25 protein-coding genes are annotated in these 24,628 nt (G+C 72.4%); 18 read left to right on the top strand and 7 right to left on the bottom strand.

Annotated elements, in window-relative coordinates; genetic code table 11:
* Positions 1-36 precede the first annotated feature (36 nt).
* The 4 genes from coaD to BLW78_RS14415 all read left to right on the top strand — a co-directional run bounded on the left by coaD (position 37) and on the right by BLW78_RS14415 (position 2,157).
* Positions 37-540 (top strand): pantetheine-phosphate adenylyltransferase, encoded by a 504-nt coding sequence (coaD, locus tag BLW78_RS14430; RefSeq protein WP_020095391.1) that lies wholly within the window; start codon positions 37-39, stop codon positions 538-540.
* Between the two features lie 27 nt (positions 541-567).
* Positions 568-1,116, top strand: a complete 549-nt coding sequence (locus BLW78_RS14425; RefSeq protein ID WP_020095390.1) for a peptidylprolyl isomerase — start codon at positions 568-570, stop codon at positions 1,114-1,116.
* 7 nt (positions 1,117-1,123) lie between these two features.
* On the top strand, positions 1,124-1,621 hold the full coding sequence (locus BLW78_RS14420; protein ID WP_091680396.1) for a hypothetical protein: 498 nt from the start codon (positions 1,124-1,126) through the stop codon (positions 1,619-1,621).
* 77 nt (positions 1,622-1,698) lie between these two features.
* Positions 1,699-2,157, top strand: coding sequence for a peptidylprolyl isomerase (locus BLW78_RS14415; protein ID WP_010686120.1), 459 nt, complete (start codon positions 1,699-1,701; stop codon positions 2,155-2,157).
* A 155-nt stretch (positions 2,158-2,312) separates the two neighbouring features.
* Here BLW78_RS14415 and mobA read toward each other — a convergent pair whose 3' ends face one another.
* From mobA to BLW78_RS14400, 3 genes are all read right to left on the bottom strand, one after another.
* On the bottom strand, positions 2,313-2,861 hold the full coding sequence (gene mobA, locus BLW78_RS14410; RefSeq protein WP_244526946.1) for a molybdenum cofactor guanylyltransferase MobA: 549 nt from the start codon (positions 2,859-2,861) through the stop codon (positions 2,313-2,315).
* Between the two features lie 70 nt (positions 2,862-2,931).
* Complete coding sequence (gene apbC, locus BLW78_RS14405; RefSeq protein WP_020095387.1) at positions 2,932-4,080, bottom strand: iron-sulfur cluster carrier protein ApbC; 1,149 nt, start codon at positions 4,078-4,080, stop codon at positions 2,932-2,934.
* 155 nt (positions 4,081-4,235) lie between these two features.
* Positions 4,236-4,523 (bottom strand): hypothetical protein, encoded by a 288-nt coding sequence (locus tag BLW78_RS14400; protein WP_026605283.1) that lies wholly within the window; start codon positions 4,521-4,523, stop codon positions 4,236-4,238.
* Positions 4,524-4,650: 127 nt separating this feature from the next.
* Between BLW78_RS14400 and BLW78_RS14395 the strand changes: the two genes are divergently transcribed.
* The 8 genes from BLW78_RS14395 to BLW78_RS14360 all read left to right on the top strand — a co-directional run bounded on the left by BLW78_RS14395 (position 4,651) and on the right by BLW78_RS14360 (position 15,158).
* Positions 4,651-5,154: a pyridoxamine 5'-phosphate oxidase family protein gene (locus tag BLW78_RS14395; protein ID WP_024830124.1), complete on the top strand. Its 504-nt coding sequence runs from the start codon at positions 4,651-4,653 to the stop codon at positions 5,152-5,154.
* Positions 5,155-5,276: 122 nt separating this feature from the next.
* Positions 5,277-6,569, top strand: a complete 1,293-nt coding sequence (gene pncB, locus BLW78_RS14390; RefSeq protein WP_091680394.1) for a nicotinate phosphoribosyltransferase — start codon at positions 5,277-5,279, stop codon at positions 6,567-6,569.
* Positions 6,570-6,846: 277 nt separating this feature from the next.
* Positions 6,847-8,301 (top strand): MmgE/PrpD family protein, encoded by a 1,455-nt coding sequence (locus BLW78_RS14385; RefSeq protein ID WP_091680393.1) that lies wholly within the window; start codon positions 6,847-6,849, stop codon positions 8,299-8,301.
* 114 nt (positions 8,302-8,415) lie between these two features.
* Positions 8,416-10,503 (top strand): AI-2E family transporter, encoded by a 2,088-nt coding sequence (locus tag BLW78_RS14380; RefSeq protein WP_091680391.1) that lies wholly within the window; start codon positions 8,416-8,418, stop codon positions 10,501-10,503.
* 102 nt (positions 10,504-10,605) lie between these two features.
* Positions 10,606-11,394: a histidinol-phosphatase gene (hisN, locus tag BLW78_RS14375; protein ID WP_012319114.1), complete on the top strand. Its 789-nt coding sequence runs from the start codon at positions 10,606-10,608 to the stop codon at positions 11,392-11,394.
* 46 nt (positions 11,395-11,440) lie between these two features.
* A complete protein-coding gene (locus tag BLW78_RS14370; RefSeq protein ID WP_091680390.1) occupies positions 11,441-12,568 on the top strand; it encodes a hypothetical protein in 1,128 nt (375 codons plus the stop codon).
* A gap of 87 nt (positions 12,569-12,655) precedes the next feature.
* The gene (locus tag BLW78_RS14365; protein ID WP_091680388.1) at positions 12,656-14,101 is read left to right on the top strand and encodes a YcjX family GTP-binding protein; all 1,446 of its coding nucleotides are present in this window, start codon (positions 12,656-12,658) and stop codon (positions 14,099-14,101) included.
* 28 nt (positions 14,102-14,129) lie between these two features.
* Positions 14,130-15,158: a YcjF family protein gene (locus tag BLW78_RS14360; RefSeq protein WP_091680386.1), complete on the top strand. Its 1,029-nt coding sequence runs from the start codon at positions 14,130-14,132 to the stop codon at positions 15,156-15,158.
* An 8-nt stretch (positions 15,159-15,166) separates the two neighbouring features.
* Here the strand turns inward: BLW78_RS14360 and BLW78_RS14355 are convergent, their stop codons facing one another.
* From BLW78_RS14355 to BLW78_RS14345, 3 genes are all read right to left on the bottom strand, one after another.
* The gene (locus BLW78_RS14355) at positions 15,167-15,394 is read right to left on the bottom strand and encodes a hypothetical protein (protein WP_012319110.1); all 228 of its coding nucleotides are present in this window, start codon (positions 15,392-15,394) and stop codon (positions 15,167-15,169) included.
* 154 nt (positions 15,395-15,548) lie between these two features.
* Positions 15,549-16,100 carry an RBBP9/YdeN family alpha/beta hydrolase gene (locus BLW78_RS14350; protein WP_091680384.1) on the bottom strand — a complete coding sequence of 184 codons (552 nt, stop codon included), beginning with the start codon at positions 16,098-16,100 and terminating at the stop codon, positions 15,549-15,551.
* Positions 16,101-16,146: 46 nt separating this feature from the next.
* Positions 16,147-17,220, bottom strand: coding sequence for an apurinic/apyrimidinic endonuclease family protein (locus tag BLW78_RS14345; RefSeq protein WP_091680382.1), 1,074 nt, complete (start codon positions 17,218-17,220; stop codon positions 16,147-16,149).
* 113 nt (positions 17,221-17,333) lie between these two features.
* Between BLW78_RS14345 and BLW78_RS14340 the strand changes: the two genes are divergently transcribed.
* The 6 genes from BLW78_RS14340 (at position 17,334) to BLW78_RS14315 (ending at position 23,894) form a co-directional block, all read left to right on the top strand.
* Positions 17,334-18,524, top strand: coding sequence for a YihY/virulence factor BrkB family protein (locus BLW78_RS14340; RefSeq protein ID WP_091680380.1), 1,191 nt, complete (start codon positions 17,334-17,336; stop codon positions 18,522-18,524).
* A 99-nt stretch (positions 18,525-18,623) separates the two neighbouring features.
* Positions 18,624-19,034, top strand: a complete 411-nt coding sequence (msrB, locus tag BLW78_RS14335) for a peptide-methionine (R)-S-oxide reductase MsrB (protein ID WP_020095375.1) — start codon at positions 18,624-18,626, stop codon at positions 19,032-19,034.
* 318 nt (positions 19,035-19,352) lie between these two features.
* Entirely contained in the window at positions 19,353-20,342 is a 990-nt protein-coding gene (locus tag BLW78_RS14330) for a hypothetical protein (protein WP_091680378.1), read from the top strand.
* A gap of 231 nt (positions 20,343-20,573) precedes the next feature.
* Positions 20,574-21,947: a dicarboxylate/amino acid:cation symporter gene (locus BLW78_RS14325; protein WP_026605282.1), complete on the top strand. Its 1,374-nt coding sequence runs from the start codon at positions 20,574-20,576 to the stop codon at positions 21,945-21,947.
* Entirely contained in the window at positions 21,947-22,885 is a 939-nt protein-coding gene (locus tag BLW78_RS14320; RefSeq protein WP_091680376.1) for an ROK family protein, read from the top strand. The genes BLW78_RS14325 and BLW78_RS14320 overlap by 1 nt, the downstream gene beginning before the upstream one ends.
* Positions 22,886-22,997: 112 nt before the next feature.
* A complete protein-coding gene (locus BLW78_RS14315; protein ID WP_091680375.1) occupies positions 22,998-23,894 on the top strand; it encodes a bestrophin family protein in 897 nt (298 codons plus the stop codon).
* A 3-nt stretch (positions 23,895-23,897) separates the two neighbouring features.
* On the opposite strand, the gene BLW78_RS14310 is transcribed toward BLW78_RS14315, so the two are convergent.
* Entirely contained in the window at positions 23,898-24,479 is a 582-nt protein-coding gene (locus BLW78_RS14310) for a histidine phosphatase family protein (protein ID WP_091680373.1), read from the bottom strand.
* Between the last annotated feature and the right edge of the window lie 149 nt (positions 24,480-24,628).

The following is a 24,628-nucleotide window of genomic DNA, read 5'->3' as shown; positions in this document are numbered from 1 at the left end:
TCCGTCCGGCGCGAAAATGCTCTAGGTCGGGTCGCGATGACCCGCACTGCCCTCTACGCCGGCTCGTTCGATCCGGTCACGAACGGCCATCTCGACGTGGTCCGCCAGGCCTGCCGGCTGGTGGACCGCCTCGTGATCGCCATCGGCGTCCACCCCGGCAAGGCCCCGCTGTTCTCCGCCGAGGAGCGGGCGGCGCTGCTGAGCGAGACCTGCGGGCCGGTGGCCCAGGCCGAGGGTGCGGCGCTGGAGATCGTTACCTTCAACGATCTCGCCGTCTCGGCCGCCCGGCGCTGCGGCGCCGCGATCTTCATCCGCGGCCTGCGCGACGGCACGGATCTCGACTACGAGATGCAGCTCGCCGGCATGAACGGCGCCATGGCGCCCGAGGTGCAGACCGTGTTCCTGCCCGCCTCGACGCAGGCCCGCCCGATCACCGCGACGCTGGTGCGCCAGATCGCCGGCATGGGGGGCGACGTCTCGCCCTTCGTGCCCGCGGCGGTCGCCGCGCGGCTCCGGCAGCGCTTCGCCGCCCATTCCTGACACCGGCCCGACCCTGGAAGGACTTCGATGAACCGACGCCACGCCCTCCTCGCGCTCGCCCTGACGCTCGGCACCGCTCAGGCGGCCCGGGCCGCCGACGCCAACACGGTCTATCTCCAGACCAAGGACGGGCGGATCACCATCGAGCTGCGGCCCGACATCGCGCCCAAGCACGTCAAGCAGATCAAGACCCTCGTCTCGCAGGGCTTCTACAACGGCCTCAAGTTCCACCGCGTCATCGACGGGTTCATGGCCCAGACCGGCGACCCGAAGGGCAACGGCACCGGCGGCTCCAGCCTGCCGAACATCCCGGCCGAGTTCACGCAGTCGGCCCAGTTCCGCCGCGGCACCGTGGGCATGGCCCGCTCGCAGGATCCGAACTCGGCGAACTCGCAGTTCTTCATCTGCCTCGGCGACGCGCCGTTCCTGAACGGCCAGTACACGATCGTCGGCAACGTCACGGACGGGCTCGACGTCCTCGACAAGATCAAGAAGGCCGCCCCGGGCGCGCCGGGCGGGGCCGTCCAGGATCCCGACAAGATCGTCAGCATGACGCTCGCCGAGAAGGCCAAGTAGCGGCCGCATGCCGGGCCGGCGCGCCGCCTCGATCCTCCTGCTGAGCTTGATCCCGGCGGCCGCCGCGGCCTATGACGGCGCGCCGTTCTACGGCTACGCCGAGGAGCCGGGGGGCGGCTACCCGCTGAGCCTGCCCCAGACCCTGCGCGCCACGGTCCCGGTCCCGGTCGCCCGGATGGCGACCAAGCCCGCCGACACCCTGGCCGAGCTCTACCCGGCGCTCGCCGCCTGCTGGCAGGCACCGGGCGGCCTCGGCCGCCCGAGCGGCGGGTCCGACGACATCGAGATCACCCTGCGGCTCGCGCTGCGGCGCGACGGCAGCCTGATCGGGCCGCCCCGCGCCACCTACGCGGCGGGGGTCGCGGGCGATTGGCGGAATACCCTGGTGCGCGGGACCCTCGACGCCCTCGCGCGCTGCACCCCGGTCCACATCACGCCGGGTCTGGGCCGGGCGATCGCGGGGCGGCCGGTGGCGCTCCGCTTCGTCTACCGCCCGCCGGCCTGAGCGCCGGCGAGACCGACACGGGCGCTGGCCGGATCCGGCACGCGCCGATACAGTTCCCCCAACCGGAAGGAAAGACTATGGCCGACAACGAGACCATCGTGCTGGAGACCACCAAGGGCCGCGTCGTGATCGCGCTGCGCCCCGACCTCGCCCCGGGCCACGTCGAGCGCATCAAGACGCTCGCCGCCCAGGGCTTCTACGACGGCGTGCCGTTCCACCGGGTGATCGACGGGTTCATGGCCCAGACCGGCGACCCGACCGGCACCGGCTCGGGCGGCTCCGACCTGCCGGACCTGAAGGCCGAGTTCAACGCCGAGCCGCACGTGCGCGGCACCTGCTCGATGGCGCGGACGAACTTCCCGCACTCGGCGAACTCGCAGTTCTTCATCTGCTTCGACGACGCCCGCTTCCTCGACAAGCAGTACACGGTGTGGGGCAAGGTCGTGGAAGGCATGGACGTGGTCGACACGATCAACAAGGGCGAGCCGCCGCGCTCGCCGGACAAGATCGTGAAGGCGACCGTCGCGGCGGCCTGAGCTCGGATCAAGCCTCACAGCCGAAGCCATCTCTCGATGGCTTCGGCTGTACCGTCTTCGCGAGCGGAGCGAAGCGAGCCAGGGTCGCGCCACACCTCCAAGATGTCGCGCTGCCCTGGGTCACTTCGCTTCGCTCGTGATGACGGCGGGCCGCATCACCCGCGGTCCAGGGCTTCCGCCGCCGCCAGATCCGCCGGCGAATTGATGTTGAGGAACGGGTCCACCGGCTCGACCGGCCAGGTCGCGACCGCGGCCCCGTGGCGCGCGATGAAGGCGCCGACGCGCCGCTCGCCGCGTTCGAGATAGTCCCGAAGCGCGTCGCTCAGAGCCGTCGGCCAGAGCGCGATCGTGTAGTGCTGCCGCTCCCCTGAGGCCGCGAGCGCGATGCAGGTCTCCGGTCCGGCCGCGCCGAGGCGCGCTACCAGATCCTCCGGCAGGAACGGCGCGTCGCCCGACACGCTCACCACCCGCGCGATACCCCGCGCGCCGGCGTGCTCCAGCCCGGCGAGGATGCCGGCGAGCGGGCCCGGCTGATCCGGCACGGGGTCCTGCAGGACCGGACCGGGAAAGCCGGAGAACCGCGCCGGGTCGCCGTTGGCGCTGAGCGCCAGTCCCGCCCCGCATTGCGGCCCGAGCCGCTCGACCACCCGCTCCAGCAGGGTCCGCCCCCCGAGCCGCAGCAGCGGCTTGTCGCCCCCGCCCATCCGCCGCGCCCGCCCGCCGGCGAGGATCAGGCCCAGGACCGGCGGCGGAAGAGGCGGGGAGGGCACAGGATCACTCGAAGACGATCTTCGGCGCCGTCCGCCCGGCCGGAGCGCCGGACAGGTTCGCCCAGAGCTGGGCGGCGATGTCCCGGTAGACCTTGGCGTGCGGCCCCTCCGGATCGGTCGCCACCACCGGCCGACCGGCATCCGAGGTCTCGCGGATGGTCATGTTCAGCGGCACCTCGCCGAGGAACGGCACGCCGAGCCGCTGCGCCTCGTTCCGCGCGCCGCCGTGCCCGAAGATGTGCGAGGCGTGGCCGCAATTCGGGCAGACGAAGGTCGCCATGTTCTCGATCACGCCGAGGATCGGCACCGCGACCTTCTTGAACATGGTCACGCCGCGCCGCGCGTCGATCAGCGCGAGATCCTGCGGGGTGGAGACGATCACGGCGCCGGAGAGCGGCGTCGCCTGCGCCATGGTGAGCTGCGCGTCGCCGGTGCCGGGCGGCATGTCGACGAGCAGCACGTCGAGCTCGCCCCAGAGCACGTCGCGCAGCATCTGGGTGATGGCCGACTGCACCATCGGGCCGCGCCAGATCATCGCCGTCTCGGGCTCGATCAGGAAGCCGATCGACATGACCTTGAGGCCGTAGCCGACCATCGGCTCCATGGCCTTGTTGTCGACGACGTTGGGCTTGCCCGAGAGCCCGAACAGCTTCGGCACGGAGGGGCCGTAGATGTCGGCGTCGAGGAGGCCGACCTTCAGCCCCTGCGCCTGGAGCGCCAGGGCGAGGTTGCAGGCGGTGGTCGACTTGCCGACGCCGCCCTTGCCGGAGGCGACCGCCACGATGTGGCGCACGCCCGCGATCTGCGGGCCCTGGTTCGGCGGCGCGCCGGGCCGCGGCGGCGCGACCGGCGGCGGCGTCACGGGCCGGGGAGCGGCGCCGCTCTGGGCCGGGTGGCTCTGGTTCCGCTCGGAGGTGAGGCTCGCGAACACGCCAGAGACGCCCGGCATCTTCAGGACGCGCCCCTCGGCCTGGCGCCGCACCGGCTCGAACCGCTCGGCCTCGCTGGGATCGACGAGGATCGAGAACATCACGCGGCTGTTCGGATCGACCACGACCTGGGACAGCCGTCCCGAGCCGGGCAGGGTGGTGCCGGCGGCATCGACGGTGACGTCGGCGAGCGCCTTCAGCACGTCGTCGCGGGTGATCGCCAAAATCGTTCTCCACCGGGGCAAGCAGGTATGCCAGTGCATGTAACCGAGCGGGCCCAGAACACCAGACCCCGGGCCCGAGATCGGCGCGCGCCGGTGGCCCGCGTCCCCGCGGCCATCGCGCGCCGGAGCGGGGCGCCGCCCGGACCGTGCCGGCGTCAGTGCGGCCGGGCGATGAGGTTGCACGCCTCCATCGGGCCGCGCACCACGGTCCCGTCGCCGCGCCGGTAGAACCCGTGCCGCAGGCGACGGCAGCCGAGGGGGCCGCGCAGGCGCTTCACGCGCTCGATGTGGACGCTGCCGTAGCGGCGGTTCGAGAAATCGTGGCCGCCGATGCGCACGCCCGGGCCGAAGCGCACCTCGGCGCCGGCCGGCCGAGCGCCGAGACAGAGCGCGCCCAGCGCCAGCGCCGCGGCCGTACGCCCCAATCTCCGAACACCTCGCATACGAACCTCCTCACCGCACGGGCAAGCTGAACCAACCGGAGACTGATCCGTTGTCGGGGCAGCCTTCGGCCGGGGCACCCTCCGGAGACCCCGCCGGGACCGAAACGACGCGTAGGAGACCACTTTCATGCATCAGGGCAACCACCGCGACCACGAGGGCGCGAAGAAGCTGTTCGAGCTCATCAAGGACGTGAAGATCGCCATGATGACCACCGTCGACTCCGACGGCACGCTCAACAGCCGCCCGATGTGGAACAACGACGCCGACGAGAACGGCGACCTGTGGTTCTTCACCAAGCTGCACTCGCCCAAGACGGCCGAGATCAGCAAGGACAACCAGATCAACCTCGCCTATTCCGACCCGTCGAGCCAGAACTACGTCTCGGTAGCCGGCAAGGCCGAGATCGTGCGCGACCAGTCGATCATCGACGCGAAGTGGAATGAGAGCCTGAAGACCTGGTTCCCGAACGGCAAGGACGACCCGGAGGTCGCTCTGATCCGCGTCCACCCGGAGAAGGGCGAGTACTGGGACAGCCCCAACAGCACGATGCTGCACCTCTACGGCTACGTGAAGGCCTCGCTCACCGGCGAGAGCCCGAAGACCGAGACCAAGAAGGTCGACCTCGCCTGAGGATCGGTCGTCAGGATCGGCGGTTTCGCGGGCGGTCTCCGGGCGGAGGCCGCCCGTCTTCTTGACGTGTGCGGTCCCGGCATGCGCTCTGCGCGTTCCAAGCGCGGCAGAGTGCCTGACGAATGCTCGATCTGGCGAAACGGGTCTACGATCACAGTTTCCGCATCGACCCGATCGTGCGGTCGCTCCTCGACACCGATTTCTACAAGCTCCTGATGGCGCAGACGATCCTGCGCCGGCACCCCGACATCCAGACCACCTTCGGCATCACCAACCGTACCCGCCGGATCCGGATCGCCGACGAGGTCGATGCCGGGCTGCTGCGGGAACAGCTCGACCACGCCCGGACGCTGCGCCTCAGCAAGGGCGAGATCACGTGGCTGCGGGGCAACGTGTTCCGCGGCCAGGGACGCATCCTCGGCCCCGAATTCGTCTCCTGGTTCGAGACCTTCCAGCTCCCCGAATACGAGCTCGCCGTCCATGACGGCCAGTACGAGCTGACTTTCCACGGCCCCTGGGTCGAGACCACCATGTGGGAGGTCCCGGCGCTCGCGATCCTGAACGAGCTGCGGGCGCGGGCCGTGCTGCGGGGCCTCGGCAAGCTCGACCTGCAGGTGCTCTACGCCCGCGCCATGACCCGGGTCTGGGAGAAGATCGAGCGGCTGCAGAGGCTTCCGGACCTGTCGGTGGCGGATTTCGGCACGCGTCGGCGCCACGGATTCCTGTGGCAGGACTGGTGCGTCCAGGCCATGGCGGAGGGCCTGGACGGCGCGTTCCTCGGCACCTCCAATTGCCTGATCGCGGCCCGGCAGGAGGTCGAGCCGGTGGGGACGAACGCCCACGAATTGCCGATGGTCTACGCGGCGCTCGCCGAGGACGACGCGGCGCTCGCCGCCGCGCCCTACGCGGTGCTCGCCGACTGGCAGGAGGATTACGGCGGCAACCTGCTGGTGATCCTGCCCGATACCTACGGAACCACCGGGTTCCTGGCGAACGCCCCCGATTGGGTCAGCGACTGGACCGGCATCCGCATCGACTCGAAGGACCCGATCGAGGGCGGCGAGGAGGTCATCCGCTTCTGGCAGGATCGCGGGCACGACCCGCGGGAGAAGCTCGCGATCTTCTCGGACGGCCTCGATATCGACGAGATCGAGCGCATCCACGCCCGGTTCCACGGGCGCATGCGCATCGGCTACGGCTGGGGCACGCTGCTCACCAACGATTTCCGCGGGCTCCTGCCGGACGGCAAGCTCGACCCGGTCTCCATCGTCTGCAAGGTCACGCAGGCCGACGGCCGGCCGACCGTGAAGCTCTCCGACAATCCCACCAAGGCGCAGGGCCCGGCCGACGAGGTCGCCCGGTACCGGCGCGTCTTCGGCGTGGGCGCGCAGGAGGCCCTCCCGGTAGTGGTGTGAAGGGGGTTCGTACCGTTTCCGGTTGATCAGATCGGTTCCGCCGTCCTTGCGAGCGGAGCGAAGCAATCCAGATAGCGCCACGCCCCCTGCTGTCCCGCAGCCCTGGGTTGCTTCGCTGCGCTCGCAAAGACGGAGCGGGCCGCATCGACCGAAGCGTTCAACCGGAAACGGTATCAGACCCGCTGCGGTGAAACACGGAGGCCGCCGACCCAGGGATGAATTCATTATCATGCCCGGCAATCGGGGTGCTTCGGGCGGCCCTGTCCGGGAGAACGCCATGTCGATGAATCGCCGCTCGCTCATCGGGGCCGCGGGCCTCGCCCTGACGGCGCCCGCCCTGCAGGGCGCGCAGGCGGCCGAGGCCGCGAAGCCGGCCGCGAAGGCAGCGCCGCCGCACGTCACGAAGATCCTCGCGCAGTGGATCCTGGGATCCTCCTACGACACCCTGCCGGAGCCCGTCCGCCGCGAGGGCGTGCGCAGCTTCCTCAACTGGGTCGGGGTGGCCATCGGCGGCTCGCACCACGAGACCGTCGACGTGGCAGTCTCGGCGCTGCAGCCCTTCTCCGGGCCGCCGCAGGCCGGGCTGTTGGGACGGACCGAGCGGTTCGACATCATGAACGCCGCCTTCCTCAACGGCGTGTCGAGCCACATCTTCGACTTCGACGACACCCACCTGAAGACGATCATCCACCCGGCCGGCCCGGTTGCCTCGGCGATCCTGGCCTACGCAGCGATGAAACCGGTCTCCGGCAAGGACTTCCTCGAAGCCCTGGTGGTCGGGATCGAGGCCGAGTGCCGGATCGGCAACGCGGTCTACCCGAACCACTACGATGCCGGGTGGCACATCACCGGCACCGCGGGTGTGTTCGGATCGGCCGCCGCCGCCGGCAAGCTGATGGGGCTCACCGAGCAGCAGATGGTCTACGCCCTCGGCCTCGCCGCCTCGCAGCCGGTGGGCCTGCGCGAGTCGTTCGGCTCGATGAACAAGAGCTTCAACCCGGGCCGGGCCGCGTCGAACGGCTTGTTCGCCGCGATCCTGGCGGCCAAGGGCTTCACCTCGTCGGACGGCATGATCGAGGCCAAGCGCGGCTGGGCCAACACGATCTCCACCAAGCAGGACTGGTCGCAGATCACCGACGGCCTCGGCACCCGCTACGAGGCGCAGCTCAACACCTACAAGCCCTTCGCCTGCGGGATCGTCATGCACCCGACGATCGACGCGGCGATCCAGATCCGCGACCAGGACCACGTCAAGCCGGAGGACATCCAGCGCGTCGACCTGAAGGTCCACCCGCTCGTCCTGGAGCTGACCGGCAAGACCGCGCCGAAGACCGGCCTGGAGGGCAAGTTCAGCATCTACCACGCCGCCGCGGTGGCCTTCGTGGAGGGCGCGGGCGGCGAGAAGCAGTTCAGCGACCGGTCTGTGAACGATCCGCGGGTGGTGGCCCTGCGCCAGAAGGTGGTGCCGGTGATCACCCCCGGCGTCGATCCCGCGCAGGTCGACATGACCGTGACGCTGAACGACGGGCGGACCTTCCACCGGCATATCGAGCACGCCATCGGCAGCGTCGAGAAGCCGATGTCGGACGCGCAGCTGGAGGCGAAATTCACCGACCTCGCCGCCGGCATCCTGCCGGACGCGCAGGCCAGGAAGGTGATGCAGCTGTGCTGGTCTCTGCCCGAGCTGAAGGATGCGGGCGACGTGGCGCGGGCCGGCGTCGCGGGGGCCTAACCTGAACGCGAAACCCTCGGGATCGATTTCGCGTCCTGTGCCGTTCCCCGTCCGCGAGGCTTCCGCCCCTCCCGGCGGCCGCCCGCGCGTGGCGTTCGGGACGTGGATCACGGTATGGGCACGAGAACCCCGGTCGGGGTCGAACCGGCAGCGCGGCCCGGGACTCCCCTGATCCCGCCGCGGCCGACCCACGTCGCCGCGGCCGAGACGCCGCGGGCCGCCATGGCGTCGCCGGTCGTGGTCGGCGCCACCATCATCGCCGCCCTGTATTTCGGCCGCGAGATCTTCATCCCGATCGCGATCGCGCTGCTGCTGTCGTTCGTGCTGACGCCGCTGGTGAACCGCCTGCGGCGGCTGCGGCTGCCGCGGCTGGTGGCGGTGGGCGTCAGCGTGCTCCTGACCGTGGGCATCGTGGCCTCCCTGGCGACGCTGATCGGCATCCAGGCGGCCGATCTCGCGGGGGACGTCCCGCGCTACCGGGCCACGATCGAGCGCAAGATCAACGGCCTGCGCGACTCGCCCGTGGGCCACGTCACGGAATACGTCGCCAATATCGGCCGGGCGCTGCACGGCGGCGCCAAGGAGGCCGGGAGCCCGGAGGCGCAGCCGGCCGCGCCACCGCCGTCAACGTCGCCGGCAACGCCGCCCTCGTCGCCGTCGGCGGCTCCCGAGCCGGCCCAGGCCGCGCCCAAGCCCGTCCTCGTCGAGGTCGCCACGACCCCGCCGGGCTCCCTGGAGATGCTCTCGACCGTGCTCACGCCGGTGATGCATCCCCTGGCCACGGTCGGCATCGTCTTCGTGGTGCTGCTGTTCGTGCTGATGCAGCGCGAAGACCTGCGCGACCGCATGATCCGGCTGGCCGGATCGAGCGACCTGCACCGGACCACCGTGGCCATCGACGACGCGGCCAAACGCCTGAGCCGCTACTTCGTGGTCCAGCTCGCCCTCAACGCCGCCTTCGGCGTGGTTATCGGCATCGGCCTCTACCTCATCGGCGTGCCGAACCCGGTGCTCTGGGCGATCTTCGCGGCCCTGATGCGCTTCGTGCCGTATCTCGGGGCGGTCCTGTCGGCGATCCTCCCGATGGCGCTCGCCGCGGCGGTCGATCCCGGCTGGAACATGATGATCGCCGTGGCGATCCTGTTCGTCGTCCTGGAGCCGCTGACCGGCCAGGTCTTCGAGCCGATCTTCTACGGGCAATCCACCGGGCTCTCGCCCTTCGCGGTCCTGGTCTCGGCCCTGTTCTGGACGTGGCTGTGGGGGCCGGTCGGCCTGCTGCTCTCGACGCCCCTGACCGTCTGCCTCGTGGTGCTCGGACGCTACGTCGAGCACCTGGAGTTCCTGGACGTGCTGTTCGGCGACCGGCCGGCGCTGACGCCGGTCCAGAACTTCTACCAGCGCATCCTGGCGGGCGATTCCGAGGAGGTGCTGGGCCATGCCGAGCTGATCCTGCAGCAATGCTCGCTCTCGTCCTACTACGACGACGTCGTGCTCAAGGCGCTGGAACTCGCCGCCCGCGACGCGGCCCGCGGGGTGCTGACCGCGCAGCAGAAGGGCGCGATGCGCGCCGCGCTCACCGAGCTGATCGCCGACCTCTCCGACCGCAGCGACGCCGTCGCGGGGGCGACGGGCGACGGCGAGGAGAGCGCCTGCAGCCCGCTCCCGATGGGGCCGCCCGCGGAGGCGCTGCCCGTCGCCTGGACGCGCGAGGGCGCGGTGCTGTGCGTGGCGGGGCGCGGCTTCCTGGACGAGGCCGCGGCCGCGATCCTCGCGCAGATCCTGGAGAAGCGCGGCCTCGGCGTCCGCACGGTCCCCTTCGCCGAGACGGCCTCCGTGCGGATCGGCCGGTTCGAGGCCGGGCCGGCGCGGATCGCCTGCGTGGTCTCCCTGGCGCTCGACGGCGAGCCGACGCACCTGCGCCGCCTGATCCGCCGGCTGCGCGGCCGGGTCCCGGGCGTGCCGATCCTGCTCGGCCTGTGGCTCGCCCAGGACAGCGGGGCGAACCGCCTCGCCGGCGGGCCGGGGGGCGCCGAGGCCGACGCGCAGGTGGGATCGCTGCGCGAGGCCGTCGAGGCTATCCTGGCGGCCGCGCAGGAGGACGCGACCTGCGCGACCGCGACGGACGCATCGACGGACGCATCGGAGGGCACGTCGGACGCCCGCGGCCAGGCGGCGCGTCTGCCCGCGCCGGCCGGGGCGTGAGTCGCGGATGCGCGGGGGCTTGACGGGCAGGGGCGCGCGCCGGTTTCGTCGGGACGGGCCGTTTGGCCGGGCGGCCTTCGGGCGCAACAGGGGACGGAACGGATGAGCGTCGTTGAACTCGGCCGGTTCATGGACGACCTCGCGGACGCGTCCGGGAAGGCGATCCTGCCGTTCTTCCGCGCCCAGTTCGGCCTGGACGACAAGGCCCGCGGCGGGGCGCCGTTCGATCCGGTCACCGAGGCCGACCGGGCCGCCGAGGTCGTCCTCCGGGCGATGATCGGCCAGACCTTCCCGGGCCACGGCATCCTCGGCGAGGAATTCGGCGCGGAGCGCACCGACGCCGAGTGCGTCTGGGTCCTCGACCCGATCGACGGCACCCGCGCCTTCATCGGCGGCCTGCCGACCTGGGGAACCCTGATCGGGCTGACCCGAAACGGCGTGCCGGTGCGGGGGATGATGCACCAGCCCTATCTCGCGGAGCGGTTCACCGGGGACGGGCGCAGCGCCAAGCTCCGCGCGCCGGCGGGCGAGCGGACCCTGCGCACCCGCCGCTGCGGTGACCTCGCCCAGGCGATCCTGGCCACCACGGATCCCCGGCTGTTCGCGGCCGGCGACGAGGCCGAGCGATTCCGGGCGCTGGAAGGCCAGGTGCGGATGTCCCGCTACGGCGCGGATTGCTACGCCTACTGCATGCTGGCGGCCGGCCAGATCGACCTCGTGGTCGAGGCCGGGCTCAAGCCCTACGACATCGTCGCGCTGATCCCGATCGTCGAGGGGGCGGGGGGGCGGGTCACCGCCTGGGACGGCGGCTCGGCCGCCGGCGGCGGCCGCGTGATCGCGGCCGGCGACCCGCGGCTGCACGAGGCCGCGCTCAAGGTTCTGAACCCGTGACGCGCGTCCGCATCGAGCCCGTCCGCCGCCGCGAAGGCCCGACCGCGTGCTGCTGAACGCGCTGATCCTGATCACGACCCTGGTGCCGCATGCCGAGGCCGGCGCGGACGCCCTCGCGCGCGCCCTTCCGCCCCCGGCGACCGTTTCCGCTCCGGCCGACAGCCCACCCCCGCGCTTCGACCCCGCGACCCGCTCCGTGTCCAACTGGCACGCCCAGACCGGCGCGCAGCTGACGCCGCGGGCGCTGGCGATCACCGCCTCGCTGGCCGACGATCCGCCCTACGTCGCCCGCTGCGTGCGGCTCAACAACGGCTGGTGCATCAAGTCCGCCCGCTGGTCCGGCGAGATCGGCGCCGACGGGGAGGGCCACACCGCCTTCGCCACCCTCGACGACGGCGCCGACGCCGCCGCGAGCCTGCTGCGGCGCTACTACCGCGACTACGGCCGCCGCACGGCGCTGGCCATCGTGCGCCGCTGGGCGCCGGCCGAGTGCCGCGTCGGTGCCGCCCCCGCGCGGCCGGGCCGGGCGGTGGCGGCGCCCGCCGTTTCGGCGGCACTCGCGCCCCGCGGGCTCGGGCGGACCCTGCGGGCGCGCTACCTCGCCGCGCACCGCCCCGGCGGCGCGCCGCGGGGCCGGGCGGCCCTGCGGGTTCAGCCCTGGTCGCCGCTCGCCCGGATGGCCGGCCGCCCGACCCGACGCCCGGTCGCCATCCCGCGGGTGGCGATGCTCCAGCCGGTTCCCGACATCGCCGCGGGCATCTCCGCCTCCACCGGCCGCCCGGCCGGGAGCGTCGCCGACCCGTCGGCGCTGCTCGACCGGAAGCCAAGTCGCGTCCCGAGTGCCGACCGGATGGTCGCAGAATCCGCGCTGCTGCCGGCGATCGCGGCCGGCCTGCCGGTCCTCGACCTGCGCCTGCCGGCTCCGCTCTGCACCGGCGACGAGGTCCGGATCCAGGCCTACGCCAACCGCATCAGCGCCAGCGTCGGCCTGAAGCCCGGCGACGACCTCGACCTGTTCGGGCCGGACGGCGCGCCGCGCGCCAATCTGGCGCCCGTGATGCTGGCGATGTCGGCGGTGGAGCTCGGCACGCTGCGCGCCGGCCCGGACCTCGTCGCCGGGGCGATCGCCCGGCTGAAGCCGCCCACGCCGGCCGCCAACAGCGCGCCGCCCTAGGGGCGGCTTCCCGGGCGGCAAGCCTTGCGGTTCCGGCCCGCCCGCGCCACCTCTGCCCGGCCCGTTCCCCTCACCACGAGCCCGCCCGTGCCCCTGATCGACCTTGCCGCGCGCGCCGGCTCGGCCGTCAAAGCCTTCGCCGAAGCCTCGCACGACCTGCTGGTCCAGCCGACCCTGCGGCTGGGCGTGACCGGGCTCGCGCGCTCGGGCAAGACCGTGTTCACCACGGCGCTGATCCACCACCTCGTGGAGACCCACGCGCTGCCGGCCTTCGCGCCCGCCCAGGAGGGTCGCCTGCGCCGCGCCAAGCTGGTGCCGCAGCCCGACGACGACGTGCCGCGCTTCCCCTTCGAGGAGCATTTCGCGACGCTCACCGAGGCGCGGCGCTGGCCGCGCTCCACCGACCGGATCAGCCAGTTCCGCCTGGAGATCGCCTACGAGCGCGCCGCCGGCTGGCGCTCCGGCCCCGCGACCCTGATGCTCGACGTGGTCGACTATCCGGGCGAATGGCTCCTCGACCTCGCGCTGATCGAGACCAGCTACACGGCGTGGTCCCGGGCCACGATCGGCGGCACCCGCCGGCCCGGCCGCGCCGCCGTGGCGGCGCCCTGGCTGGAGGCGCTGAAGGGCTTCGACCCGAACGGCCCCCTCGACGAGGTCGCGGCCGAGCGGGCGAGCGACGCCTTCAAGACCTACCTCGCGGGCCTGCGCGCCGGCCCGGAATCAGTCGCCACGACGCCCCCGGGCCGGTTCCTGATGCCCGGCGACCTCGCGGGCTCCCCGGCGCTCACCTTCGCGCCGCTCGACCGCCTGACCGAGACGGTCGCGCCAGACAGCCTCGCCGGGCTGATGGAGCGGCGCTTCGAGGCCTACAAGTCCAAGGTCGTGACGCCGTTCTTCCGCGACCATTTCCAGCGGGTCGACCGGCAGATCGTGCTGGTGGACGTCCTGTCGGCGGTCGATGCCGGCCCCACCGCCCTGGCGGAGCTGGAGGAGGCGCTGGACGCGGTGCTGCTCAGCCTCAACATCGGCCGCAACACGGTGCTGTCGCGGCTGTTCGCGCCACGGGCCGACCGCGTGCTGTTCGCCGCCACCAAGGCCGACCACCTCCACCAGACGAGCCACGACCGGCTCGACGCGCTGCTGCGGCTGCTCGTGTCGCGGGCCATGCGGCGGACCGAGGCCGCGGGCGCCCGGGTCGGTACGGTGGCGCTCGCCTCGGTGCGCGCCACCCGCGAGACCACCGTCCACGACGGGTCGGAGACGCTGCGGGCGGTGGCCGGCACGCCGGAAGCCGGCGAGGTGGTGGGCGACGAGGTCTTCGACGGCAACAGCGAGGCCGCGATCTTCCCGGGCGAGCTGCCGGCCCGCGCGGAGGCGGTGCTGGAGGGCGCGGTCGAGCCGGGCTCGCTGCGCTTCCCGCGCTTCCGGCCGCCGCTGGTGCGCCCGGACGGGCTCGGCCGCGCGGGGCACCTGCCGCAGATCCGGCTCGACCGGGCGATGCAGTTCCTGATCGGCGACCGGCTGGCGTGACGATGTGTGCGATGCGGAGCCCGCGACCATGACCTCCGGCCAGAAACCCCGCGCCTTCCGGATCAGCCCCGAGCCGGTCGGCGAGCCGAGCGTGACCACGACGCCGCTCGGGCCCCGGCCGCCGCAGGCCAGGATCGTCGAGGAACCCTTCGAGATCCTCGACGCCGCCGACGGCGTCGCCGTTCCGGTGGCGCCGCGCTCGCGCTCGCCCTGGGGCGCCCTGTTCTTCTCGGCGGTGGGCGGCCTCGTCTCCCTGGGCGTCGGCCTGTCGGTCGAGCGGATGATCAGCGACCTGTTCCAGACCGCCCCCTGGCTCGGCTGGGTCGCCCTCGCGCTGCTGGGCCTCGCCGCGCTGGCGCTGCTGGCGATCGTGGTGCGGGAACTTGCCGGCCTGCGGCGCGAGCGCAAGATCGAGCGGCTGCGCCAGTCGGCGCTGGACGCCCTCGCCACCCGCGACCACACCGGCGCGCAGGCGGTGGTGCAGGCGCTCTCGACCTTCTACGCGGACCGCGACGCCCTGTCGGCGGGCCGCGCCCGGATCGACGCCGCCGCCGACGCGATCCTCGACGTCGACGACCGGATCGGACTGGCCGAGCACGAACTGCTCGCCGGCCTCGACCGGCAGGCGCGCAACGCCATCGCGACGACGGCCAAGCAGGTCTCGGCGGTGACGGCGCTGAGCCCGCGGGCGATCGTCGACGTGGCCTTCGTGGTGTTCGCGGCGGTGCGGCTGCTGCGCCGGATCGCCGCGATCTACGGCGGCCGGCCGGGCTTCCTGGGCTTCCTGCGACTGGGGCGCGCGGCGCTCGCGCATCTCACGGTCACCGGCGGCATGGCGGTGGGCGAGAGCGTGATGCAGCAGGTTCTGGGGCTCGGGATCGCTGCCCGGGTCTCCGCCAAGCTGGGGGAGGGCGTGCTCAACGGGCTGATGACCGCCCGGTTCGGGCTCGCGGCGCTCAACGTCTGCCGGCCGCTGCCGTTCGTGCGGGAGGCCCCGCCGCGGCTCGCCGACGTCGCCGGCGAGCTGCTGCGCTCGGCCGAGGCCGAGCCGAAATAGGGGCGGGGCTACTTGGCGCCCGCGGCGGCGCGGCGGTTGGCGATGCGCGAGAACATGTTGCCGGTGTAGTCGGCGGTCTTCGGCTTCTCGGGCTCGCCGAGCTTGGCCTCGAAGGCCTCGATCCGCTTGAGCAGCGTCACGTCGTTGAACAGCGAGCTGTTGAAGTTGCTCTGGGCCCGGGGGCCGAGGGCGGTCTGCACCGCTTCGAGTCGTTCCAGAAGCTCTTTGCGCGTCACGGTGCTCTCCAGGGGCGGCTTCGGGACGAAGGACCGCCCGTGCCGCCACTGAAGAGGGCGGTGGTAAACAGCGCGTTAATACGACCCGTGCCGGTCCCATCCCGCCGAGCCACGGGGACGCCGATCGTCCTCGCGCGCCGCAGGGCTCGCAGGCTCAGAGCCCCTTCAGGAACCCGGCGAGCCGCATCAGTCCCTCGGGCCAGGGGCCGTGCCCGCTCGCCACGTTGAGGTGGCCGGATTCGCCCGCGTCGACCGTGAGCGCCCCCCAGGCATGGGCAAAGTCGTCCGCCCGCTCGTAGCGGCAGTACGGGTCGGTACGGCTGGCGACCAGCAGGGACGGGAAGGGCAAGGGATCGCGCGGCACCGGCGCGAAGGCCCGGACCGCGTCGGGTAGGCCCGGCGCTTCCTCGACGTCCGGGAGCGCCACCAGAAGGGCGCCGCGCACCACCCCCGCGGGGAAGCGCGGCACCGCCTCGACGCACGCCACCACGCCGAGGCTGTGGGCGATCAGGATGACCGGCCGCGTCGCCGCCGCGACCGCCTCGGCGATGCGGCCGCACCACGCCTCCGGGGTCGGTTCGTGCCACTGGTCCTGCACGACCACGCGCGCGGTGGCGAGGCGGCCCGCCCAGCGGGCCTGCCAATGGTCCTCCTCGGAGCCCCCGAGCCCCGGGACGATGAGGATGTCGCAGTCGGCGGTCTTCATACCGGGATGCCTAGTGCGGACCGACGGACGCGTCGAGACCGTCCCGTCATTCGGCCGCGATCGGCGCCGCTCCCTCGAGGGCCAGGATGTGTCGGGCGATCTGCACGGAGGCGCGGTTCTTCGCCTTGGCCTCGATCTCGAAATCCGCCCAGGCGAGGTGCCGGGCGACGAGGTCGTTCACCGCCCGGTTCCACATCATGTCGGAATGGGCCGCGAGGTCGCGGACCGCGTGGCCGGCCGCGCGCAGGGCCGGGAAGTCGGGCAGGGCGTCCGGATCGCAGGCGGCGGAGACCGCCTCGCGCGACACGCTGATATGGGCCACGGGCCGGACGCCGCGCCAGGATTCCTGCACCCGGGCGATCCGGGGATCGTCCGGCTCGAGATACTCCCCGCCGCTCTCGACCCAGTGGTGGTGCAGGTCGAGCACCACGGGCACGAGGTCGGCGAGCCGCAGCACCGCGTCGAGGCCGAACACGTTCTCGTCGTTCTCGACCGTCACGAGGTCGCGCGCCACCCGGCTCGCTCGGGGCAGGGTCTCGCGGAAGCCCTCGACCCCCGGGTCGCCCGCGCCGACATGGATGTTGATATGGGCGCCGTGCGGATGCCAGCCGCCGCCGTAGCCCATCCGGTCGAAGATCTCAGCGTGGTAGTCGAGTTCGGACAGGCCGTTGGCGATCGCCGCCGGGTTGCGGCTCGCCAGCAGGCAGAACGGTCCCGGGTGGAAGCTCAGGCGCACCCCGAGCCGGCGGGCCAGCGCGCCGGCCTCTGCGAGGCCGCGCTCGACCAGCGCCGCCATCTCGGGCTCGGCGTAGAGCGGCTGCGCGATCGGGTGGGTGTAGCCCGGAAGGACGTTGCTCGCCATGCGCAGGAGGCGCTCCAGCGGCGGCCGGGCCCCGACCCAGGCGATCTGGCGGGCGAGGGCGTCGAGGTTGTGGGCGACGAGCCCGGTGAGCTTCACCCGCCGGGCGGCCGGCTCCAGCTTCGTGAGATGGGCCATAGTCACGCTGGTGAGGTTCATGTGCAGCGTGGCCTCCCGCTCCGCCTTGAGGGTGGCGTGGGTGCCGGGCGGCTCGTCCAGGACGAACTTGCAGCAGAATCCGAGTCGGGGCTGATCGCGCATAACGAGCACAACGCGCGGAGGGCCGCGGCGTCCCCGCGCGACGCGCGGAACGGCCGCGGCACGACGACGTTGGGAGTCCCGAGCGCGGCAGTTCCGCGCACTGGCCCCGATCCATGCCCCCGTCACCGTCGCGTTCGACCGGCCCCTCGGAGGGCGGCTCGATCCTCTGGATCCTGATGCTCGGTTCGGCGCTGGTCGCCCTCGCGGCGGCGCCGGCGCGGCGCCGCGTGCCGGCGGCTCTCCCCGCCGACGAGCCGCCGCTCGACCGCGATCCGTCCTGCGACGATCGGGGCCTGCGGAAGGGCGTCGCCGCGGGGGCGCGCTCGATCTCGGGGCGCGCCGCGCAGCTCACCGCCGCAACCCAGCCGGAGCGCGGCCGCGCCGCCGACAGCCCCGTCGAGATGACGCGGTCCGGCTGGAAGGACATCGTCGTCCGGGTCTACCTGGAGTTCAACAAGGACCGGGTCCTGGCGGTCGCCGCCGGGGTGACCTTCTACACGCTGCTGTCGCTGTTCCCCGCCATCGCCGCGCTGGTCTCCTGCTACGGCCTCTTCGCCGACGTGACCGTCATCAACGATCACCTCGCCCAGCTGCACGCGGTCCTTCCGTCCGGCGCGGTCGAGCTCATCGGCGACCAGGTCAAGCGCATCGCCGCCAAGGGCAGCGGCTCCCTCAGCATCACGTTCTTCTCCAGCCTGCTCCTGTCGATCTGGAGCGCCAACGCGGCCATGAAGGCGATGTTCGACGCGCTGAACGTGGTCTACGAGGAGGAGGAGAAGCGGAACTTCTTCTGGCTCAACCTCCGCTCGCTCACTTTCACGGTCGGCGCCCTGCTGTTCATCATCGTCGCGCTCAACGTGATCGTCGTCGTGCCGGTGATGTTGAACTTCCTGGGCCTCGGCTCGACCGCGTGGCTGCTCGCGGCCCTGCGCTGGCCGGCGATCCTGATCGTCCTGCTCGGCGGCCTGTCGGTGCTCTACCGGTTCGGGCCGAGCCGGGAGCACGCCCGCTGGCGCTGGGTCGGGTTCGGCAGCGTCGTCGCGGGCCTGCTCTGGCTCGCCGCCTCGCTCCTGTTCTCTTGGTACGTCGCCAATTTCGGCACCTACAACGAGACCTACGGGTCGCTCGGCGCCGTGATCGGCTTCATGACGTGGATCTGGATCTCCTCGACGATCGTGCTGCTCGGAGGCGAGATCAACGCGGAGCTGGAGCACCAGACCGCCCGCGACACTACCACGGGCGCGCCGCTGCCGATGGGCGCGCGCCGGGCGCGGATGGCCGACACCGTCGGCGCCGCCGCCTGAACGCCGCGTCTCCGATCCCGGAGACGCCCTGCGGCATCCTCCGGGACTGCCGGATAGGGCGCGCGATCCCTATATAGCGTGGCGAGAAGGGAGATCGCCATGGCCGACACGCCGACCACCAGCCCGGAGACCCGCAGCGACGCCGAGTGGCGCTCGGCGCTGACACCGGAGCAGTACCGGGTCCTGCGCGAGCACGGCACGGAGCGGGCCGGCACGAGCTGTCTGCTCGCCGAGAAGCGGGCCGGGACCTTCACCTGCGCCGGCTGCGGTCAGCCGCTGTTCGAGCAGGGCACCAAGTTCGAGTCCGGAACGGGCTGGCCGAGCTTCTTCGAGCCCCTCGACGGCGCCGTCGAGACCACGGTGGACCGCAGCCACTGGATGGTCCGCACCGAAGTGCACTGTGCGCGCTGCAAGGGCCATCTCGGCCACGTCTTCGACGACGGCCCGGCGCCGACCGGCCTGCGCTACTGCATGAACGGCGCGGCGATGAATTTCGAGCCGGCTGAATGAATCGCGGGGGCCGCTAACCTGGGTTCGAAAACGCGGCGCGAAAGCCGGGATATCGGGGACAGGGACCGCCGGGGCCGGATCCTCGAGCCGATCCGGTCTTGATTTCGTCGCGTTTTTGCTTAGCGCTCTATAGTCTCAGAATGTCGCTGTCCGGTGATTGGCGACGGAAGCGGTCAGGCTCTGGCGAATACGGCGTGGCGGTCAGCTTATACGCCGTGCGGGCCGGCTCCACGTGCCCCCTTCCGTGCGGCCCGGCGGCGCTGAGGGCTGTCCGCCGGATCGGCGCGCCGCCGACCAAGCGGGAGGGGTTTTGAGTTCATGAGCACCGTTCGCCGATTTCTGGTCGCACCATCCCTGGTCCGCCTGATCCGCAAGGAGCGGGGTGGCGCCCGCATCACCGAGGGTCACTTCGCGCCCCAGGGCGGCCGGGCCTCCTACGTGCGCGTCGACGGCCAGGTCTGCCAGCTGGTCCTGGTGAACAAGGGGCCGGACGGCGTCCCGGTCGAGGAGCGCACCGACGTCCCGCGCGCCCACGGCGACGCCCTGCTGGACGTGTGCCCCGGCAAGGCCGCCTACGACCGCACCACGCTGAATGCCGGCGGGCGCGAGATCGCCATCGACCGCTACGTCACCCCCGGCAGCCTGGACCTGATCAGCGTCACCTTCGACGATGACGGCGAGGCCGCCGGCTTCCACGCCCCGAGCTGGTTCGGCCGCGAGGTCAGCAGCGAGCCGGCCTTCGAGCGGGCGGCCCTGGCCATCCAGGGCGTGCCGGCGGCCGAGGAGGTGGCGCTGAGCAACGCCGCGCTGGACGCGGTGCTGGACCTGATCGAGCCGCGCTTCGGCTTCGGCCGTTACGGTAGCAGCAGCAGCCGGAGCACCGAGTCCGACGAGGGCGCGATGGGTGCTATGCGCCGGGCCGCGGCTCCCGCGGCGCTGGCCGCCGCCGCGCCGGTCGTCGCCGCCCCGCCGCCGGCTCCCGAGCCCGCCGCGGCCGCCCCGCGCCCGCCCGAGCCGGCCCCGGAGCATCACCCCGAGCCCGAGCCGCAGCCGGAGCCCGCGCCGGAAGCGGCCGCGCACGCCGCGCCGGCCGCCGAGACGCCAGCCCCGCAATCCGGCAGCGGCGACGCCCTGCACGGGGATGCCCGCATCGACGACGTCATCGAGAGCCTGTCGCAGGCCCTCGGCGCGGCGATCCACCAGCAGCCCGATCCCGCCGCCGAGAACAAGGACGGGAAGAGCGAGGATCCCGCCTCGATGTTCGAGCGCTGGACCGTCCGCCCCCGCCGGACCCAGCAGCAGACCTGACCCGCGTCGCAACGACGCGAGGCACGGCCGGGCCGCAGCGCAGATCGCGCTGCGGCCCGTCTGTTTTCGCGGGTCCGCGGCTCTCGGATACGAGAGATCTTCGTCCGGGAATGACAGGTTTTTGTCACGGATGGTTCCGGGCGGATAAGCGTGCAGCCGTTGAGGCGCCGGGTGATAGTCGCTAGCGTGCCGGCAAATCGGGAGGGTGCGCGGTCGTCGCACGGGATGGACATGGCACAGGCAATCCAGGCGACGGCTCCCGCCGCAGCGCCCCGCGAGCCCTGGTACAAGGTGCTCTACATCCAGGTGCTGATCGCCATCGCGCTCGGCGTCCTGCTCGGCTGGTACGACCCGGCCACCGGCAAGTCGATGAAGTGGCTCGGCGACGCCTTCATCGGCCTGATCAAGATGATGATCGCGCCGATCATCTTCTGCACGATCGTCCACGGCATCGCGTCGATCGGTGACCTGAAGAAGGTCGGCCGCGTCGGCCTAAAGGCGCTGGTCTACTTCGAGGTGGTGTCCACCATCGCGCTGCTGATCGGCGTCATCGTCGGCGAGGTGATCCGGCCCGGCGCCGGCTTCAACGCCGACCCGTCGAAGCTCGACGCCAGCAAGGTCGCGACCTACGCCAGCAAGGCGGCCGCCGATTCCACCGTCGCCCACATCCTGGCGATCATCCCGAAGAGCTTCCTCGACCCCTTCGCCACCGGCGACCTGCTGCAGGTGCTGCTGATCTCGATCCTCACCGGCGTCGTGGTGACGAATCTCGGCGAGCGCGCGGCCTCGGTGAACCACGCGATCGACACCGCCGGCCAGATCTTCTTCCGGATCATCGGCATCGTCGTGAAGCTCGCCCCCGTTGGCGCCTTCGGCGCCATGGCGTTCACGATCGGCGAGTACGGCATCCAGAAGGTCTACGACCTCGCGTGGCTGGTCGGCACCTTCTACATCACGGCGATCCTGTTCGTGCTCGTGGTGCTCGGGACGATCGCCCGGGTCGCGGGCTTCTCGATCCTGCGCTTCCTCGCCTACATCAAGGACGAGCTGCTGATCGTGGTCGGCACGTCGTCCTCCGAGACGGTGCTGCCGCAGCTCATGACCAAGATGCGCCGCCTCGGCGCCTCGGACTCGGTCGTCGGTCTCGTGGTCCCGACCGGCTACTCGTTCAACCTCGACGGCACCAACATCTACATGACGCTGGCGACGCTGTTCCTGGCGCAGGCCGTGGGCGTGGACCTGTCGATCAGCCAGTACGCGACCATCATCCTGGTGGCGATGCTGACCTCGAAGGGCGCATCGGGCGTCACGGGTGCCGGCTTCATCACCCTGGCGGCGACGCTCTCGGCGATCCCCAACAGCCCGGTGCCGGTCGCCGCCATGACCCTGGTCCTCGGCATCGACAAGTTCATGTCCGAGTGCCGCGCGCTCACCAACCTCGTGGGCAACGGCGTCGCCTGCGTGGTGGTCAGCCGCTGGGAAGGCGAGCTCGACGTCGCCAAGCTCAACGAGGTGATGGCCCACCCGGTCGCCATCGGCACCCACATCGCCGACGAGTCGCCGCAGCCGATGGGCACCGACAGCAAGGTCGCCGCCGCCGAGTGATGGGATCGCCGACGGCGGAGAACGCAGGTCGCCCGCGCCTCGGCATCGATCTCGGCGGCACCAAGATCGCCGGGATCGTGCTCGGCCGGGACGGGTCGACCCTGGCCGAGGTGCGGATGCCCGCCCCGCGGGGCGCCTACCGGGCCACCGTCGAGGCCGTGGCCGACCTCGTCCTGCGTCTCGAGGCCGAGGCCGGCACGCCCTGCAGCGTCGGCATCGGCATGCCCGGGAGCCTGTCCCCGGCGACGGGCCTCGTGCGCAACGCCAACTCGCACTGGCTCAACGGACACCCGTTCGCGGCCGATCTCGGCGCGCGCCTGGAACGCCCGCTCCGGATCGAGAACGACGCCAACTGCCTGGCGGTGTCGGAGGCGATCGACGGCGCCGGCGCCGGGGCCCGCGTGGTCTGGGCGGTGATCCTGGGCACCGGCGTCGGGTCCGGCATCGCCCTCGACGGCCGGGTGCTCACGGGCCGCAACGGCATCGCGGGCGAGTGGGGCCACGGCCCCCTGCCGGCGCCCCGCGACGACGAGCGGCCGGGCGCCGCCTGCTACTGCGGTCGCCGGGGCTGCGTGGAGACCTGGCTGTCCGGTCCCGGGCTGGCGGCGGACCACGCGCGGCGGCACGGCGGCAACCTCACCGCCGAGGCGGTCGTCGCCGAGGCCCGGGCCGGAAGCCCGGCGGCGCGGGAGACGCTCGCCGTCCACCTCGAGCGCCTCGGGCGCGCGGCCGCCCAGGTGGTGAACCTCCTCGACCCGGACGTGATCGTGATCGGCGGCGGCCTGTCCCGCATCCCGGAGCTGATCGCGGGCCTGCCGGCGGCGATCGCCCCCCACGTCTTCTCCGACGCCTTCGACACGCCCGTGCGGGCGAGCCTGCACGGCGACGCCTCGGGGGTGCGCGGGGCGGCGTGGCTGTGGGAGGCGGAGACCGTCTGAGACCCGTCCGCGGCCCGGCCTTGGTCGATCGAACTGCCGAGCTCACAGAGACGTCGGTTGCGGGACCGGAGGGCGCAGGGCAGGACGGCAGCACCGCATCGCCGAAGTCCCGATGATCGTCCGCACCCGGCCCAACCTGCTGACCCTGCTGTTCACCCTGCGCGGCTCGATCGTGCCGCGGGTGGCGCCCAAGCTCGCGGGGATCGTCGCGGTCTCGTGCGCGGTGGTGTGGGCGGAATCGCGGTGGCCCGCGCTGTTCCCGGTCAGCGCAGGGGTGACGCCGTTCACCGTGGTCGGCCTCGCCCTCTCGATCTTCCTGAGCTTTCGCAACAACGCCTGCTACGAGCGCTGGTGGGAGGCGCGGAAGCACTGGGGCAACCTGATCGGCGAGGTGCGCAACCTCGCCCGCGCCCTCCCGGCCCTGCTGCCCGAGCGGGAGGCCGCGCTCCAGCTCCGGCGCCTGTCGGCCTTCGCGCACGGCCTCCACGCCCGCCTTCGCGACCTGGACGAGGCCGCCGCCGTCGACCGGACGAGCCCCGGATCGGACCTGTCCGGCCCGAACCCTACCGACTCGGTCCTGGCCGCCATCACCCGCGATCTCGCCGCGCTGACGCGCGCGGGCCGCCTCAGCGACATCCAGTTCGGCCTCCTCGAGGCCCGGATCGAGGCGCTGTCGGGCGTGCACACCGCCTGCGAGCGGCTCGCCAACACGCCGCTGCCCTTCGCCTACACGTTGCTCGTGTACCGGACGGCGTGGCTCTACTGCCTGCTCCTCCCGGTGGGCCTCACCGGCGCCCTGGGCTGGGCGACTCCGATCGTGGTGGCGCTCGTGGCCTACACGTTCTTCGGGCTCGACGCCCTCGGGGACGAGCTCGAGGAGCCGTTCGGCACCGAGCCCAACGACCTGCCCCTCGACGCCATGGTCCGCGCCGTGGACCGCATCGTCCACCACGCGCTCGGCGAGCCGATGCCCCAGGCGCTGGCACCCGACGGGTACTGGCTGCGCTAGCGCCTACCCGTTCCAGGCGCGCAGCACGGGCTCGTTGCGGTCGTGCTCGTAGCCGAGCATCGAGACGCTCGCGGTGCCGAGGACGAGGAGCGCGCCGCCCCGCGGCTCCAGGCCGATCCAGCGCGCGGCGAGCACGCGCAGAACGTGTGCGCTGGAGAACACGATGAGGTCGGCGTCGCGGGCGCGGGCCCGGGCGATGACCCGGTCCGCGCGGGCACCGACATCCGCCGCCGTCTCGCCGCCGGGGCAGCCGTCGCGGAACAGCCGCCAGTCCGGCCGCTCGGCCAGGATCGCCTTCGTGGTCCGACCCTCGTAGGCGCCGTAATCCCACTCCGCGAGATCCGGGTCGATCGCGCGGCGGTCGCCGAAGCCCGCCAGCGCGCAGGTCGTGGCCGCCCGGCCCGACGGGCTCGACCACACCTCCGCGTAGGCGCGGCGCGCCAGGCGCGGTGCGAGGGCGCGCGCCGCGTCCTCGCCCTCCGGCGTCAGGGGGATGTCGCTGCGCCCGGTATGCTGACCGGACCGGCTCCAAGCGGTCTCGCCGTGGCGGACCAGCGTGATCTGCGGGAACGGGCTCTCGGCCATGCGTGCCTCCCCGGGCACGCGGTCCGCGGCCCTGCCATCGATCCAGTCATCGACCCTGCCATCAACGCCGCCACCGCGCTTCGGTCTCATCGGTTCGGCAATGCCGTCGGGAACCGTCACGCGCCGTCGTGGACCCGATCAAGATCGTG

The organism is Methylobacterium sp. 275MFSha3.1 (assembly GCF_900108435.1).
In the GTDB taxonomy this organism is placed as follows: domain Bacteria; phylum Pseudomonadota; class Alphaproteobacteria; order Rhizobiales; family Beijerinckiaceae; genus Methylobacterium.
Note: the sequence above shows the minus strand (reverse complement) of the source record. Positions and strands in the feature narration are given on the sequence as shown.

What these genes read in the sequence shown, in the direction of transcription:
- BLW78_RS14415 (WP_010686120.1), top strand. Translation starts at nt 1,699, where the DNA reads ATGGCCGACAACGAGACCATCGTGCTGGAGACCACCAAGGGCCGCGTC.
- BLW78_RS14315 (WP_091680375.1), top strand. Translation starts at nt 22,998, where the DNA reads ATGATCGTCCGCACCCGGCCCAACCTGCTGACCCTGCTGTTCACCCTG.
- BLW78_RS14320 (WP_091680376.1), top strand. Translation starts at nt 21,947, where the DNA reads ATGGGATCGCCGACGGCGGAGAACGCAGGTCGCCCGCGCCTCGGCATC.
- BLW78_RS14420 (WP_091680396.1), top strand. Translation starts at nt 1,124, where the DNA reads ATGCCGGGCCGGCGCGCCGCCTCGATCCTCCTGCTGAGCTTGATCCCG.
- pncB (WP_091680394.1), top strand. Translation starts at nt 5,277, where the DNA reads ATGCTCGATCTGGCGAAACGGGTCTACGATCACAGTTTCCGCATCGAC.
- BLW78_RS14425 (WP_020095390.1), top strand. Translation starts at nt 568, where the DNA reads ATGAACCGACGCCACGCCCTCCTCGCGCTCGCCCTGACGCTCGGCACC.
- BLW78_RS14340 (WP_091680380.1), top strand. Translation starts at nt 17,334, where the DNA reads ATGCCCCCGTCACCGTCGCGTTCGACCGGCCCCTCGGAGGGCGGCTCG.
- BLW78_RS14345 (WP_091680382.1), bottom strand. Translation starts at nt 17,220, where the DNA reads ATGCGCGATCAGCCCCGACTCGGATTCTGCTGCAAGTTCGTCCTGGAC.
- BLW78_RS14350 (WP_091680384.1), bottom strand. Translation starts at nt 16,100, where the DNA reads ATGAAGACCGCCGACTGCGACATCCTCATCGTCCCGGGGCTCGGGGGC.
- BLW78_RS14400 (WP_026605283.1), bottom strand. Translation starts at nt 4,523, where the DNA reads ATGCGAGGTGTTCGGAGATTGGGGCGTACGGCCGCGGCGCTGGCGCTG.
- msrB (WP_020095375.1), top strand. Translation starts at nt 18,624, where the DNA reads ATGGCCGACACGCCGACCACCAGCCCGGAGACCCGCAGCGACGCCGAG.
- BLW78_RS14380 (WP_091680391.1), top strand. Translation starts at nt 8,416, where the DNA reads ATGGGCACGAGAACCCCGGTCGGGGTCGAACCGGCAGCGCGGCCCGGG.
- BLW78_RS14330 (WP_091680378.1), top strand. Translation starts at nt 19,353, where the DNA reads ATGAGCACCGTTCGCCGATTTCTGGTCGCACCATCCCTGGTCCGCCTG.
- BLW78_RS14385 (WP_091680393.1), top strand. Translation starts at nt 6,847, where the DNA reads ATGTCGATGAATCGCCGCTCGCTCATCGGGGCCGCGGGCCTCGCCCTG.
- BLW78_RS14325 (WP_026605282.1), top strand. Translation starts at nt 20,574, where the DNA reads ATGGCACAGGCAATCCAGGCGACGGCTCCCGCCGCAGCGCCCCGCGAG.
- BLW78_RS14310 (WP_091680373.1), bottom strand. Translation starts at nt 24,479, where the DNA reads ATGGCCGAGAGCCCGTTCCCGCAGATCACGCTGGTCCGCCACGGCGAG.
- BLW78_RS14360 (WP_091680386.1), top strand. Translation starts at nt 14,130, where the DNA reads ATGACCTCCGGCCAGAAACCCCGCGCCTTCCGGATCAGCCCCGAGCCG.
- coaD (WP_020095391.1), top strand. Translation starts at nt 37, where the DNA reads ATGACCCGCACTGCCCTCTACGCCGGCTCGTTCGATCCGGTCACGAAC.
- mobA (WP_244526946.1), bottom strand. Translation starts at nt 2,861, where the DNA reads ATGGGCGGGGGCGACAAGCCGCTGCTGCGGCTCGGGGGGCGGACCCTG.
- BLW78_RS14395 (WP_024830124.1), top strand. Translation starts at nt 4,651, where the DNA reads ATGCATCAGGGCAACCACCGCGACCACGAGGGCGCGAAGAAGCTGTTC.
- hisN (WP_012319114.1), top strand. Translation starts at nt 10,606, where the DNA reads ATGAGCGTCGTTGAACTCGGCCGGTTCATGGACGACCTCGCGGACGCG.